This is a genomic window from Cupriavidus yeoncheonensis (genome assembly GCF_905397275.1).
GTDB classification, from domain to species: Bacteria; Pseudomonadota; Gammaproteobacteria; order Burkholderiales; family Burkholderiaceae; genus Cupriavidus; species Cupriavidus yeoncheonensis.
On the sequence record NZ_CAJPUY010000011.1, the window covers coordinates 61609 to 75296 of the forward strand.

The 13688-nt window shown below is 67.3% G+C and carries 12 protein-coding genes; 6 read left to right on the forward strand and 6 right to left on the reverse strand.

Annotation, left to right across the window (positions count from 1 at the left end; translation table 11 throughout):
* Nucleotides 1-76 precede the first annotated feature (76 nt).
* The 4 genes from hpnJ (at nucleotide 77) to KHO22_RS16410 (ending at nucleotide 4504) form a co-directional block, all read left to right on the forward strand.
* Nucleotides 77-1498: a hopanoid biosynthesis associated radical SAM protein HpnJ gene (hpnJ, locus tag KHO22_RS16395; RefSeq protein ID WP_211948211.1), complete on the forward strand. Its 1422-nt coding sequence runs from the start codon at nucleotides 77-79 to the stop codon at nucleotides 1496-1498.
* Between the two features lie 320 nt (nucleotides 1499-1818).
* Entirely contained in the window at nucleotides 1819-2982 is a 1164-nt protein-coding gene (locus KHO22_RS16400) for a porin (RefSeq protein WP_211948212.1), read from the forward strand.
* 93 nt (nucleotides 2983-3075) lie between these two features.
* Nucleotides 3076-3543 (forward strand): hypothetical protein, encoded by a 468-nt coding sequence (locus tag KHO22_RS16405; protein ID WP_211948213.1) that lies wholly within the window; start codon nucleotides 3076-3078, stop codon nucleotides 3541-3543.
* A 112-nt stretch (nucleotides 3544-3655) separates the two neighbouring features.
* Nucleotides 3656-4504: an IclR family transcriptional regulator domain-containing protein gene (locus KHO22_RS16410; protein ID WP_211948348.1), complete on the forward strand. Its 849-nt coding sequence runs from the start codon at nucleotides 3656-3658 to the stop codon at nucleotides 4502-4504.
* 134 nt (nucleotides 4505-4638) lie between these two features.
* Here KHO22_RS16410 and KHO22_RS16415 read toward each other — a convergent pair whose 3' ends face one another.
* From KHO22_RS16415 to KHO22_RS16430, 4 genes are all read right to left on the reverse strand, one after another.
* On the reverse strand, nucleotides 4639-5421 hold the full coding sequence (locus tag KHO22_RS16415) for a flagellar brake protein (protein WP_420839609.1): 783 nt from the start codon (nucleotides 5419-5421) through the stop codon (nucleotides 4639-4641).
* Nucleotides 5422-5635: 214 nt separating this feature from the next.
* The gene (gene thpR, locus KHO22_RS16420; protein WP_211948215.1) at nucleotides 5636-6217 is read right to left on the reverse strand and encodes an RNA 2',3'-cyclic phosphodiesterase; all 582 of its coding nucleotides are present in this window, start codon (nucleotides 6215-6217) and stop codon (nucleotides 5636-5638) included.
* Between the two features lie 19 nt (nucleotides 6218-6236).
* Nucleotides 6237-6770: a methylated-DNA--[protein]-cysteine S-methyltransferase gene (locus tag KHO22_RS16425; RefSeq protein WP_211948216.1), complete on the reverse strand. Its 534-nt coding sequence runs from the start codon at nucleotides 6768-6770 to the stop codon at nucleotides 6237-6239.
* The gene (locus KHO22_RS16430) at nucleotides 6767-8308 is read right to left on the reverse strand and encodes a DNA-3-methyladenine glycosylase 2 family protein (protein ID WP_211948217.1); all 1542 of its coding nucleotides are present in this window, start codon (nucleotides 8306-8308) and stop codon (nucleotides 6767-6769) included. The genes KHO22_RS16425 and KHO22_RS16430 overlap by 4 nt, the downstream gene beginning before the upstream one ends.
* 141 nt (nucleotides 8309-8449) lie before the next feature.
* Here KHO22_RS16430 and KHO22_RS16435 point away from each other — a divergent pair, with 141 nt between their 5' ends.
* Together KHO22_RS16435 and KHO22_RS16440 are read left to right on the forward strand one after the other, a co-directional pair.
* Nucleotides 8450-11275: a M16 family metallopeptidase gene (locus KHO22_RS16435; protein WP_211948218.1), complete on the forward strand. Its 2826-nt coding sequence runs from the start codon at nucleotides 8450-8452 to the stop codon at nucleotides 11273-11275.
* A 141-nt stretch (nucleotides 11276-11416) separates the two neighbouring features.
* The gene (locus KHO22_RS16440; protein WP_211948219.1) at nucleotides 11417-11794 is read left to right on the forward strand and encodes a PHA-granule associated protein 4; all 378 of its coding nucleotides are present in this window, start codon (nucleotides 11417-11419) and stop codon (nucleotides 11792-11794) included.
* A gap of 92 nt (nucleotides 11795-11886) precedes the next feature.
* Here the strand turns inward: KHO22_RS16440 and KHO22_RS16445 are convergent, their stop codons facing one another.
* Nucleotides 11887-12435, reverse strand: coding sequence for a hypothetical protein (locus KHO22_RS16445; protein WP_211948220.1), 549 nt, complete (start codon nucleotides 12433-12435; stop codon nucleotides 11887-11889).
* Nucleotides 12435-13592, reverse strand: coding sequence for an acyl-CoA dehydrogenase family protein (locus tag KHO22_RS16450; RefSeq protein WP_211948221.1), 1158 nt, complete (start codon nucleotides 13590-13592; stop codon nucleotides 12435-12437). Before KHO22_RS16450 ends, KHO22_RS16445 begins: the two co-directional genes overlap by 1 nt.
* Nucleotides 13593-13688: the final 96 nt, after the last annotated feature.

A 13688-nucleotide genomic window follows, 5' to 3' on the forward strand; every position in this document is an offset into this window, starting at 1 on the left:
CTGTGATTGCCGCGGTTTCGCGAGTTCATACCGGTGACGATCGCAGTCAAGCCGACTACTTTCTTCGAGGACATTTATGAAAACGCTGTTTCTGCAGGCACCTTCATATGACGGCTTCGACGGGGGAGCGGGCTCGCGCTTCCAGACGAAGCGAGAGATCCGGTCTTTCTGGTATCCGACGTGGCTCGCCCAGCCCGCTGCAATGGTCCCGGATAGCCGCCTCGTGGATGCTCCCGCAGACGGCCTGTCGCTGGAAGCGACCCTGGACATTGCCGAGCCGTACGAACTGGTCATTATTCATACGAGCTCTCCGTCGTTCCCCAGCGACATCCAGTTCGCGGAACATCTCAAGCGCCGCAAGCCCGCGATCCTGATCGGAATGGTCGGCGCAAAAGTCGCCGTTGATCCTCACGGCTCGCTTACCGCAAGCGACGCACTGGATTTCGTGTGCCGTGAAGAATTCGACTTCACCTGCCGCGACATCGCGCAGGGGCTGCCTTTCGCGTCGATCCTCGGGCTCAGCTATCGGCTGCCCGATGGCGCGATCATGCACAACGACGCCCGGCCGATCCTGGAAGACATGGACCAGCTTCCATTCGTCGCACCCGTCTACAAGCGCGACCTGACGACCCGGAATTACTTCAGCGGCTACCTCAAGCATCCCTATGTCTCGCTCTACACGGGGCGCGGCTGCAAATCCCGTTGCACGTTCTGTCTCTGGCCGCACACCGTCGGCGGGCATCGCTATCGCACGCGTTCGGTCGAGAACGTTCTGGAAGAGGTCAAGTGGATCCGGGACAACATGCCCGAGGTCAAGGAGATCATGTTCGACGACGATACCTTTACCGACCTGAGGCCGAGAGCGGAAGAGATCGCCCGCGGCCTGGGCAAGCTGGGGGTGACGTGGTCGTGCAATGCCAAGGCGAATGTGCCCTATTCCACCCTCAAGGTGATGAAAGAGAACGGCTTGCGGCTGCTGCTCGTCGGCTACGAATCCGGCGACGACCAGATTCTCGTGAACGTCAAGAAGGGCCTGCGGACCGATATGGCGCGCCGCTTCAGTGACGATTGCCGCAAGCTCGGCATCAAGATCCACGGCACGTTCATTCTCGGGCTCCCAGGCGAGACGCACGAAACGATCAAGAAGACCATCCAGTACGCCAAGGAGATCAACCCCCACACCATCCAGGTGTCACTCGCGGCGCCCTATCCGGGCACGGTCCTGCACAAGCAGGCGGTCGAGAACGGATGGCTGAATGACAGCAAGGTCATCACCCTCCTCAACGACTCCGGCACCCAGGCTTCGACCATCGGCTATCCGCACCTGTCGCGCGAAGAGATCTACCTTGGCGTGGAGGAATTCTATAAGCGGTTCTATTTCAGGCCATCGAAGATCTGGGAAATCGTCCGCGAGATGCTGATGAGCTGGGACATGATGAAGCGGCGCCTGCAGGAAGGCGTGGAGTTCTTCAGGTTCCTCCGGGCGCGCAAGGCATAGGGCGCCAGTGCGCGGACCGGCCAGTACGCGCCCTGGTCCGCGCAGCGACAAGTTCGATACAAGAGGCGCCTCTCCCTCCGAGGCATCCGACACCGTTGGCCGGCAGCAAGCCGGGCGCGTCATGGCCCGGCGGCGGTGCCCGCTACGGCTGGCCGGCGACCGTCGCGAGGACGCAACGCTCCTGCGCGACCTGCTGGCAGGAGACGGATCGTACGCCTAAGCTCGTACAGGCTCCCGAAGGCCTTGCGAGCGCAGTGATTGCAGCACAAAGAATGCTGACAAGTCCGCCCGGACCAGAGAAAAAAGACAGGAGATCGAGCATGTCACTGAAAAGAACGGCCCTTGCATCCCTGCTGGCGTGCCCCCTGGCCGCCGTTGCGCAGTCAAACGTCACACTCTATGGCGTGGTAGACGCCAACATCGAATACGTGAATCACGTCGGCGCCGTGCCGACCTCGGCCAACCAGTTCAATCCAGGCACCGGCCATGATGTCTTCCGGCTCACCTCCGGCGGCCTCTCAGGCTCTCGTTGGGGCATGCGCGGCATGGAGGACCTGGGCGGCGGGCTCAAGGCCGTGTTCGTGCTGGAAAGCGGCTTCGGCACCGACAACGGCGCCTTGCAGCAAAGCGGACGGCTGTTCGGCCGGCAGGCGTTCGTCGGCGTGCAGGACGAACGCTTTGGCCAGCTCAGCCTGGGCCGCCAGTACACCTCGATGTTCGAGGCGCTCGCCAACTTCTCGCCGACCGCCTACGCGACGCAGTATGAGCCGGTCGTGATGCAGTCCGGCCCGAATTACCGCGAAGACAACACCGTCAAGTACACCGGGAAGTTCGGTCCGGTCGCGGCCCTTGCACACTGGTCGTTCGGCGCGGGGGTCGCGCTGCCGGCATCCGTGGGCCTGCCCATTCCGATCGGCGGCAACGGCGAAGTCCCGGGCCAGTTCCGGCGCGACACCGCCTATGGGGCGGCCCTGGTCTACACCATCGGCCCGTTCGCCGCGACAGCGGGCTATGACCAGTGGAATCCCACCATCGGCACCGGCAGCGGGACGGTCAAGAAGGCCGTGGTGGGTGGCAGCTATGCGATTGGCCCGGCCAAGATCATGGGCGGCTACCGCTGGGGTCAGAACAGGAACGCCAGCGACACCCTGATCCAGCGCGATGACTACTACTGGATCGGCGCGAACTACCAGGTCACGCCGGCGGTGCAGCTCACGCTGGAATACAGCTACGACAACGTCAAGAACCTGTATGGCAACACCGGCGTGCCGAACCCGTGGCAGATCTCCTTCGTGGCCGACTACTCGTTCTCCAAGCGCACCGACGTCTACCTGACCACGGCCTATGCGAAGAACGCCGGCCTGATGCTGGAATCGCTGGCAACCTTCTATGCCAACAGCCTGGCGCTCGGCAACAACTACGTGCTTGGCAACGGGCAGAGCAATATGCTCGGCGTGGCCCTGGGCGTGCGGCACAAGTTCTGATGCGGGCGGAGGGGCGCGGCCGGGCCATCGGTGCACCGGTAGAATCGCTGCTTTGACCGCCGGGCCGCGCGCCCGGCACGCGCGGATCCGAACGTGCCCTTCATCCTGCTCGGCCTTGCCCTCATCGGCGCCCTGATCTACGGGTACATCCGTCTCTACCATGCCGTCGCCGCCGCGTTCGGCGCCCTTGCGGGTGCCGGCGCCGTCGCGCTTGCCGTTGCGCTGCTGGCCGCACTGGTCGCGCACGGCGTGCGGCGCTGGCGCGCCATTCATGGCGTGCGCATCCGCGGCGAGCGCATCCTCTCGCTCGACGGCACGTGGGGCACCCTGCGCGTCGATGCGGAACGCAAGCTCGGCACGGTGACGCTTGGCGACGCGCAATCGCGCTTCATCTTCGCCGACATCGCCGGCGCCGAGCCGGTCTCCGATGCGGGCGCCTGGTTGCTGGCCCTGCGGCTCGAGCACAATGCCCGGCCGCTCTGGCGCATTCCCATGCCCACGCGCCATCACGCGCGGCGCTGGGCGAAGATCTTCTCGCTCGCAGCCCAGCAGAAGCTCTGACGAGCACCCGCGCTGGTCGGCCGGGAGCGCTGCCTTCCTGCGATAGCGAAACCGCTGGCCCGCGGCGCCAACTCCGTTTAAGATTGCGCGATTATCGAACAAGACAAGCATGATGGAGACTACCCGCCCCCTTGGCATCGGCCAGGCCCAGGCCGATACGGTCCGAGTTGCCCACCCCCAGTCCGACCTGCTCGGCAGTTTCTCCGGCGATCCGAACTTCATGCTGTCGCTGGCGCGCGGCCTGACCGTGCTCGAAGCATTTTCCGAACGCAAGCGCCCGCTGACGATCTCGCAGGTGGCGCAGCGCACGCAGCTGTCGCGCGCGTCGGTGCGCCGCTGCCTGTACACGCTCGAGCAGCTTGGCTACGTCAGCCAGCAGGACGGGCAGTTCGCACTGCGCCCGCGCGTGCTGCACCTGGGGCATGCGTATTTCTCGTCGACGTCGCTGGTGTCGCTGTCGCAGCCGATCCTCGACAACCTGAGCGCGCGCATCCACGAAACCTGCACGCTGGCCATCCTGGATGGCACCGACATCCTGTATCTGGTGCGCTCGGAAGTGCAGCGCGTGGTCAACTACTCGCTTGGCATGGGCAGCCGGCTGCCGGCCTATTGCACGTCCAACGGGCGCCTGCTGCTGGCGCACCAACCGGCGTCGGTGCTCGACGGCTTCTTCGAGCATGCGGACCTGCGGCCGCGCACGCTGCAGACCAAGGTGTCGCGCCAGGAACTGGAGAGCTGCTTCGAGCGTGCCCGGGAGCTGGATTACGTGATCGTCGATGAAGAGCTGGAACCGGGCCTGCGCGCGATCGCGGTGCCGGTGCGCTCGGCCGCCGGCATCGTGCTGGCGGGCATCAGCGTGAGCGTGCGCGCGGCCAAGGTGACGGAGGCGGAGATGGTGACGCGTCTGCTGCCGCCGATGCGCGAAGCCGCCGCGGCCATCGGCCGCCTCATTACCTCCTGATCACGGCCGGGCGCCTGCCGGGGCCGGACCGCTGCGGGTCATGGTCGCGCTCCTTGTCGCCGTCGCACGACCGGCACGGTGCCGCGATGCGAGCGGGCAATGCAGCCACCCACAATGCACCATAAGCCGCCGCATCAGCCGCGGTGCGCAAGCTCCAGCGAGAACACCAGCCGTTGCAGGAAGTTCTCCATGCGGCCGTCCGGGTTGACGAAGGCGCAGCCGTAGTGGTGGATGGCGCTGTCGTCGTTTCCCACCAGCCAGTGGCCCACGACCTGCAGGTCGATGTCGAGCTTGCCCAGCTCGCGGAAGTCCAGCCGGCAGCGGCTCACCATGGTGCCGACCGGCAGCCGGTCCTCGCCGACCGTCCTGGAACGCAGGCCCACGCCGGAAAGCGACAGGTCGGCGACATCGAGGGCCAGCACGCTGTTGTCCGGATTGCGGATCTCGCAGCGGTAGCCCTTGGTCACCAGCGTGCGCGCGCGGAAATGGCGGCGGCGCTGGAAATGGTAGAGCTTCTCGGGAAACTCCACGATGAACGCAGGACCGTCCTCGTAGCGCGTGGCCGACGGACGCCCGACCATGAAGTTGACCGGCACGCCGCGCAGCAGGCCCGAGAACGCGTTCTCGTCCGAAGTCATCAGCGAATGGCGTTCGGCATCGGCATTGCACCAGTCGAAGATAAAGGTGCGGTTGACCGGATCCATGTGCAGGACCGAGGTCACAAACTGATGGCCGGTACGCGTGCGCACCGTGAGCAGGCACTTCTGCCAGGACAGGTCCCGCAACACCGTGCCGATCTGCGAGGTATGGGTGAGGCGGTAGCGCTCGTCAGGCTGCGCCATGCCCGCCTCCGCATCGATTGCGTCTTGCGGGCCGGAACCGGCTTGGGTGGATTCGGGGGAATCTTGGAGGCTCATGGAATCACGCAACATCAGAATGGCAGCACCGCGCGTCGGAAGGGGGCGTCGCGGCAGGATCGGCTTGCGCCCGAGCGCCGCACATATTAAGGGGACGCTGCATTCGACGGCAAGACTCATGGCATGGGCTTCGGCATTCTGTGGCGAAACTTGAGCACAGACTTTTGAGGGGTAGCGTTTGCGCCGCTTTCGCGCTGCGGCGGGCGGATTCCGCTCACGCAGAAACGGGTACGCCCGCCATGCTGTGCGCGTCATCGGGGGCCATCAGGGGCCACGCGCCGATCGCCTCATGCGTGGCACCGTGCCGGTCCAGGCGGCTCTCGAACAGTATGAAACGCCGCGCCTGCCACGACGGCACGGCAAGCTCCCGGTGCGCGGCGACCCAGTCGCGCAGCAGGGCGTCAGGGACCGTGGGGCGGCACCGCGCGAGTGTCAGGTGCGCCCGGAACTGCCGCCGCTCGGGCGCGATGCCCGCGGACTGCAGGGCATCAGTCAGGGCCCCATAGAGCGCGTCGAGCGCGGGACAGGGCGCAAGGCCGGCCCACAGCACGCTGCCCTGCTGGCCGCGGAAGCGGCCGGCGCCCGTCACGCGCAGCGCAAAATCCGCCGCGCGCAGCGCGTCGAGCGCAGCGGTGATGCGTTCGGCCTGCCCCGCATCGCACTCGCCCAGGAAGCGCAAGGTCAGGTGTACCTGCGCCGCAGGCGCCGGGCGGATGCCGCGTGCCGCCGGCACGATGCCCACCAGATGCGCCGCGACCGTCCGCGGCGTTTCCACGGCGATGAACAGGCGGGCCATGCTGGCTGCGCTGCCGCGCCTAGGCCAACGCGAGCGCGGACTGCTGCATGATCGGCAGGCGCGCGGCCGCGGCGTGGCCCTCCAGCCTGAGCAACGCGCGCTTGCGGTCGGTGCCGCCCGCATAACCGGTCAGGTCTCCGTCCGCGCCAAGCACGCGATGGCACGGCACGATCACCGACAGCGGGTTGCGCCCCACCGCGCCGCCGACCGCGCGGACATGGCCATGCGGCAGTCCGAGCTGCCGGGTCAGTTGGCCGTAGGACACCGTCTCACCGAACGGAATGGCGCGCAGCGCCTCCCACACACGCATCTGGAAGCCGGTCCCGGCCAGCCGCAGCGGCATCGAGAACGCTTCGAGCGATCCGTCGAAGTAGGCCGCGATCTGCGCGGCCACGTCGTCGAACAGGCGCGCGGTGCCTTCGGGCACAGCCCCCGGCACCGCGCCGTGCGGGTAGTACTTCTGCCCGTCGAAATAGACCCCCGTCAGGAGGCTGCCATCCGCGCGCAGCAGCATGGCGCCAAGCGGGCTGTCGATCAGGCGGTAGCTGGTCATGTTGTCACCTCGGTCGTCACCTCGATATCGGAATTGGCAGCAGTCATGTCCGCCAAAGGTACCACTGCGCCGTCGCCCTGTGCCTTCATCGCTTCATAGCGGTGCCACAGGTGGACGGCTGCGTAAGCGCGCCACGGCGCCCACTGCGCGGTACGCGTCTGCATCGCGCGCACGGTGTTCACGCCAAGCACCTTGCGCAGCGCATAGTCGGTGCCCGGGAACGCGTCGGGCCAGCCGAGCGCGCGCATGGCGACGTATTGCGCGGTCCAGTCGCCGATCCCGTCGATCCCGCGCAGCGCGGCCACGGTCTGCTCGGGCGCCGTGTGGGGCTCCAGCGGCAACGCGCCGCTGGCGACGCGCTGCGCGAGCGCACGCAGCGTGCGCACCTTGCCCGGCGACACGCTGGCGGCGGCCATGGCGGTGTCAGGTAGCGCTGACAGCGCCGCGGCCGATGGAAAGCAATGCGTCAACGGCACGCACCCGCCGATGGGCATGGCTGGCGCTGGCAAGGCGTCTCCCGCCGCCTGCGCGAGCCGCGCCAGAATGCGCCGTGCCTGCACCACCGAAATCACCTGCCCGATCACGGCGCGCACCGCGATCTCGAAGCCATCGACGCTGCCCGGCAGGCGCATGCCCGGCACATCGGCGGCCAGCTCGCCGAGATGGCGGTCGACGATATCGGGCCGGCAGCCGAGGTCGCACAGCCGGCGCACCTTGCCCAGCGCCTGCGGAATCACGCGTGCGAGCGACGCCGACAGGGTCACGCGCAACACCAGCCGTGCGGGCACATGATCCAGCCGCAGCCAGCCGCGATGCACCACGCCACCGGCCTCCACCGCCAGCGTGCGGGCATAGGCGCCATCGCGCACCTGTTCGATGCCATCCACCGCGCGCACCGCCAGGAAGCCCAGCAGCGCAGGCCATGCCAGCGGCGGCCGGTAGCCCAGTTCGAACACCAGCCGGTCGGCCACGCCTTCCGACGCCCGCTTGCGCAATGCCACGGGCGTCAGGCCATAGCGGGTGCGCAGCACATCGTTGAAGCGGCGCACGCTGCCAAAGCCCGCGGCCAGCGCCACCTCGGTCACGGGCAGCGCGGTATCGGTCAACAGGCGCTTGGCCAGCAGCAGGCGCTGCGTCTGCACGTACTCCAGCACCGACACGCCGAACTGCGCCGTGAACAGGCGATGCAGGTGGCGTTCGGTCACGCCGATGCGGGCGGCCAGCGCGGCCACGCCGGCATCGGCCATGAAGCCCTCGTCGATCAGCGTGGCCGCGGCCTGCGCGAGGCGGCCCGAAAGATCGGCCAGCCCGTGGCCGGGCGCGAGTTCGGGACGGCAGCGCAGGCACGGACGGAAGCCTTGCTTCTCCGCCGCCGCGGCGCTTTCGTAGAAGGTGCAGTTCTCGCGCTTCGGGGTACGCACCGCGCACACGGGCCGGCAATAGATGCCCGTGGACGATACGCCGACAAAGAAGCGGCCGTCGAAGCGGCGGTCGTGCGAGGCCACGGCCTTGTAGCAGGTATCGGGATCGAGTTCCATGCAGGCATGCTACCGCTTCAGGCACGCGCGCACCCGCTGGATTCGGACATTCCCCTCTGGCCAGCGGCCGTGCCATGGAGCACAGTCCGTACTACGGAGTCCGGCTAGAATCACCAGCCTGCGATGTTTCCCGGAGATTCCATGCGCCCAGCCAAACCGCTTCCGCTGACCTGCTCGCTCGCGCTCGCGGGCCTGCTATGGCTGGGCCTGCCAGCGGCTGCCGCGGCGGCCCCGGCCACTGCGGCCACGTCGGCGCAGGCGGGTGCAAGCGCGGTCGAAGTCACCTCGGTCGAGGGCATCACCGAGTACCGGCTGCCCAATGGCCTGCGCATCGTGCTCGCACCCGATGCGGCCAAGCCGACCACCACGGTCAACATGACCTACCTGGTCGGCAGCCGGCACGAGAACTACGGCGAGACCGGCATGGCGCACCTGCTGGAACACCTGCTGTTCAAGGGCACGCCGGCGTTGCCGGGCAAGTCCATCCCGACCGAGTTCGCGCGGCGCGGCATGTCTTCCAACGGCACGACGGCGCAGGACCGCACCAACTACTTCGAGACCTTCACCGCCAGCGACGACAACCTCGACTGGGCGCTGCGCATGGAGGCGGACCGCATGGTCAACAGCGTCATCTCGCGCGCCGACCTCGACAGCGAGATGACGGTGGTGCGCAACGAGATGGAAATGGGCGAGAACAGCCCGGGCCGCATGCTGATCCAGCAGATGATGGCCGCCTCGTTCCGCTGGCATAACTACGGCAAGGCGCCGATCGGCGCGCGCAGCGATGTCGAACAGGTCGGCATCGACAACCTGCGCGCGTTCTACCGCCGCTACTATCAGCCAGACAATGCCGTGCTGGTGGTCGCCGGCAAGTTCGACATGGCCTGGACGCTCGCGCGCATCGAGCGCTATTTCGGCCCGATCGCGCGCCCGGCGCGCGTGCTGCCGCCCGAGCACACCATGGAGCCCCCGCAGGAAGGCGCGAAGGAACTGGTGGTGATGCGGCCCGGCGACAGCGGGCTGGTGGCGGCGCAGTACCACGTCAGCGCCGGCGCCCACCCCGATACGACAGCGCTGGCGATGCTGACCATCATTCTCGGCGACACGCCCGGCGGGCGCCTGTATAAGGCGCTCGTGGAACAGAAGAAGGCCACCTCGGTCGGCACCTCGTTCAGTGCGATGAAAGACCCGGGCACGCTGCTCTTCATGGCCGAAACATCGAAGGACCAGCCCATGTCGGCGGCGCGCGCGGGGCTGATCACGCAGGTCGAGGGCTTTGCCCAAGCGCCGGTGACGCCCGACGAGCTTGAACGCGCGCGCGTGCGCATGCGCAATGCCTACGAGCACTACATGAACGATCCTGGTGCGCTCGGCATTGCGCTGTCGGAGGCCATTGCCAAGGGCGACTGGCGCCTGTTCCTGATCGCACGCGACCGCATCGAGACCGTGACGCTCGAAGACGTCCAGCGCGTCGCGCTCAACTACTTCCAGACCTCGAACCGCACGGTGGGGCTGTTCATGCCGCAGGACAAGCCGCCGCGCGCGCAGATTCCCGCGACACCGGACGTGGCCGCGCAGGTGTCCGGCTACCAGGGCAAGCCGGCGCTGGCGGCGGTGCCGGCGTTTGATCCGAGTCCGGCCAATATCGAGGCCCACACCCGGCGCCAGACCCTTGCCAACGGCATGCAGCTGGCACTGCTGCCCAAGCCCACGCGCGGCGGCGTGGTCAACGGCACGCTGATCGTGCGCATGGGCGATGTCGAGAGCCTGCAGGGCCTGACCACGGTAGGCGGCCTGACGGCATCGATGCTCAAGCGCGGTGCCGGCAGCATGGACCGCCTGCAGCTTGCCGACCGCATCGAGGCCTTGCGCGCGCGCGTGATGGTCTCGGGCGGTTCCGAGCGCGTCACCGTTGGCTTCGAAACCCGGCGCGAACAGCTCCCCGAACTGCTGGCGCTGGTGCGTGACATCCTGCGCACGCCGACCTTCCCGCAGGCTGAATTCGACACGCTGCGCAGCACCACCATTGCCGATATCGAAAGCGTGCGCCGGCAACCGGGCGTGATGGCCTCCGACGCGCTGGGCCGCCATGGCGACCCCTACCCTGTCGGCGACCCGCGCCACGCGCCCACGTTCGACGAGAGCATTGCCGCGCTCAAGGCCGCCACGCTGGAGCAGGTGCGCGATTTCCACGCGCGCTTCTACGGCATGGGCAATGCGCAGCTGAGCCTGGTCGGCGACTTCGACGCCGACGCGGCCACCGCCCAGGCCGGCGAGCTGTTCGGCGACTGGCGCGCGCAGCAGCCGTTTGCGCGCGTGGACAGGCCCTTCGTGCCGATCACCGCGGCGGACTTTACCCTGGCCACGCCCGGCAAGGCCAATGCGGTCTACGTGGCAGCCGAACCGATCGACCTGACCAGCGACGCGCCCGACTATGCGCTGATGCTGATTGCCAACCGCGTATTTGGCGGCGGCTCGCTGCGCAGCCGGCTGGCTGACCGCCTGCGTCAGAAGGAAGGGCTGAGCTATGGTGCGTCGAGCTGGATGAATGTGGGTGCGCTGGACCGCGCCGGCCGCTTCGGCCTGCAGGCGCAATACGCCCCGCAGAACCTGAAGCGCCTGCAACGTGCCGTGGCCGAGGAGCTGGAGCGCTTCGTGCGCGACGGCATCAGCGCCCCTGAGCTGTCCGAAGCCGTCAGCGGCATCCTGCAGGAAGGCATGGTGGGCCGCAGCAGCGACGGCGCACTGGCCGGCGCGCTCGCCAATCAGCTTTACCTCGGCCGCACCATGGCCTACACCGAAGAACTGGAAGCGCGCTTGCGTGCGGCCACGCCCGAGGCGGTGAATGCGACGATTCGCAAGTACGTGCGCCCGGCCGGGCTGTCGCAGGTCTACGCGGGCGACTTCGCCGCCGCGCCGACGCCCGATGGCACCGCGGCGGGCGAGGCGCCGGCCGCACGTCCGTAGCCATTGTCACGCAGGCGACAAGGAGACGGGCCAGAATGGGCCGACGCGCCGGCATCCGGGCGCCAGAACGGGGCACGCCCCTTGCCGTGCCCTGGTGTTGACTGTATATTCGTACAGTATAAGTAGAGACAAGAGGTGTGGATGTCAAACGTGCGGGCTGGCAGCAAGGCGGAAGCGCTCCGGCTTCTCGCCGCGGAAGGAGTGCTGGGGCTGGAGCTTGACTACGAGACCGGATGGCAGGACGCCGTCGAACTCGGCAGGCTCGGGGAGAAGCGCGGCATCAAGGTGCAGTATCGCGGCCAGGAAAGTATCGCCGTACGCTCGCGCGAAGCGCTGATCGAGGGCCTCACCAAGGTCAAGGCAACGTTCCGGCAACGTAACCTTTACTGTCAGTTCGACCTGGGCACGCTGACGGACCACGAATTGCTCGATCTGGAAGCCAGGGCCACGCGGCTTGGCGATTACATTCTCGCCGGACACCTGCTGCGGGACGTGGACTGCGTCTGGCCCGCCGAATAAGGCGCGGGCGCCAGTTCCGGGTCCCTCCAGAAACAGACATGCCGCCAACCGGCGGCATGTTTCCTTCCAAGTGCGCAATCGGGTAATAGTGCTCAGTGCCAGATGCGCGCGGCATTGGCCCAGCGCGCGGCGGCTGACTGCACCATCGCACTGCCGGCCACTTCCTGGGCGGCGTCTGTGCATGAATTGGCAGCCGGCTGCATCGCGGTATGCCACAGCACCGCCGACACCAGCGTCTGGCAGTGGCGGCGCTCGCTGTGGGCGAGCGCCAGCAGGCGCTCATAGCCATCGATCACGATGAGCCGGTCGCCGGCCTGTGGCCGCATTTCCAGCGCATACAAGTGGTCGCATTCGCAATGCATGCGCCCACCGCTCACCGCCACCACGATTGCCCCGGGAAGGGCGATGCCGCTGTCATGCACATCTTCACGCAGGCGTTCCAGGTGAGCATGCGCGCGCGGATCGCGCGCTGCCGCCAGGTCGCCGGGCATGGCGCTGAGCGCCATCAGCTCGGCTGGCGACACCGCCAGCGTGTAAGCCGGGAAGTCCGTCCGGTAGGTGGCCACCACGGCGCGCAGGCGACGCGCGCCACGGCCATCCGGAAGGCTGCCCAGCTCGCGTCCCGCCGCCGTGACTGCCATCAGTCGCGCAGCAGGTGCTTGGCGATGATGAGCTGCTGGATCTGCGTGGTGCCTTCATACAGGCGCAGCAGGCGCACGTCGCGGTAGAAGCGCTCTGCCTTGTACTCGGCGATGTAGCCTGCGCCGCCATGGATCTGCACGGCACGGTCGGCGATGCGGCCGACCATTTCGGTACAGAACATCTTGGTGCACGAGGCCAGCATGCTGACCTCGGGATCGCTCTTGCCGGCCGGCTTGGCATCGTAGCGCTGCGCGCAGTCGCGCATCATCGACAGGCCCGCGTACAGCTCGGCCTGGCTGTCGGCCAGCATGCCCTGGATCAGCTGGAAGTCACCGATCGGCTTGCCGAACTGCTTGCGTTCCTTGGCATAGGCCACGGCGTCGGTGATCAGGCGGTGCGCCATGCCGCAGGCCAGCGCCGAAAGGTGCAGGCGGCCGCGGTCGAGCACTTTCATCGCGGTCTTGAAACCTACGCCGGGCACGCCGCCAATGATGTTGGCGGCCGGCACGCGCGCGTTCTCCAGCACCACGTCGCAGGTCTTGGTGCCGCGCTGGCCCATCTTCTTGTCCGGCTTGCCCAGCGAGATGCCCGGGGTGTCGGCCGGCACGATGAACGACGAGATGCCCGAAGCACCGGCACCGCCCGTGCGCGCCATCAGCGTGAAGGCGCCGGCGCGAGGCGCGTTGGTGATGAAGCGCTTGGTACCGTTGATGACGTAGTGGTCGCCATCCAGCTCCGCCCTGGTCTGCAGAGAAGCCGCGTCGGAACCGGCGTTCGGCTCGGTCAGCGCGAACGAGATGATCAGCTCGCCGCTGGCGATCTTCGGCAGGTAGGCCTGCTTCTGCGCTTCAGTGCCATCCATCAGGATGCCCTGCGAGCCGATGCCGACATTGGTGCCGAACACCGAACGGAACGCGAAGGCGGTGTGGCCCAGGTCATAGACCACATCGCATTCCTGCGACATCGACAGGCCGATGCCGCCGTAGTTTTCGGGGATGGAGATGCCGAACAGGCCCATTTCCTTCATGTCGGCGACGATGTCGGCCGGCACGTCGTCGATCTCTTCGAGCGTGTCTTCCGCCGGCTTCAGGCGTTCGTCGATGAAGCGCTGCACCGAAGCGCGCAGCAGGGCAAAGGATTCCTGGTCAAGGGCCATGGTGGTTCTCCGATCAAGCCAATTCGACAGTATGGGCGCCAATGGTACGCGCGCCATCTGATTTGACAATCCATCCGATATTGAACAGAAGCGTCA

What these genes read in the sequence shown, in the direction of transcription:
- hpnJ (WP_211948211.1), top strand. Translation starts at nt 77, where the DNA reads ATGAAAACGCTGTTTCTGCAGGCACCTTCATATGACGGCTTCGACGGG.
- KHO22_RS16400 (WP_211948212.1), top strand. Translation starts at nt 1,819, where the DNA reads ATGTCACTGAAAAGAACGGCCCTTGCATCCCTGCTGGCGTGCCCCCTG.
- KHO22_RS16410 (WP_211948348.1), top strand. Translation starts at nt 3,656, where the DNA reads ATGGAGACTACCCGCCCCCTTGGCATCGGCCAGGCCCAGGCCGATACG.
- KHO22_RS16415 (WP_420839609.1), bottom strand. Translation starts at nt 5,421, where the DNA reads ATGAGCCTCCAAGATTCCCCCGAATCCACCCAAGCCGGTTCCGGCCCG.
- thpR (WP_211948215.1), bottom strand. Translation starts at nt 6,217, where the DNA reads ATGGCCCGCCTGTTCATCGCCGTGGAAACGCCGCGGACGGTCGCGGCG.
- KHO22_RS16425 (WP_211948216.1), bottom strand. Translation starts at nt 6,770, where the DNA reads ATGACCAGCTACCGCCTGATCGACAGCCCGCTTGGCGCCATGCTGCTG.
- KHO22_RS16430 (WP_211948217.1), bottom strand. Translation starts at nt 8,308, where the DNA reads ATGGAACTCGATCCCGATACCTGCTACAAGGCCGTGGCCTCGCACGAC.
- KHO22_RS16435 (WP_211948218.1), top strand. Translation starts at nt 8,450, where the DNA reads ATGCGCCCAGCCAAACCGCTTCCGCTGACCTGCTCGCTCGCGCTCGCG.
- KHO22_RS16440 (WP_211948219.1), top strand. Translation starts at nt 11,417, where the DNA reads ATGTCAAACGTGCGGGCTGGCAGCAAGGCGGAAGCGCTCCGGCTTCTC.
- KHO22_RS16445 (WP_211948220.1), bottom strand. Translation starts at nt 12,435, where the DNA reads ATGGCAGTCACGGCGGCGGGACGCGAGCTGGGCAGCCTTCCGGATGGC.
- KHO22_RS16450 (WP_211948221.1), bottom strand. Translation starts at nt 13,592, where the DNA reads ATGGCCCTTGACCAGGAATCCTTTGCCCTGCTGCGCGCTTCGGTGCAG.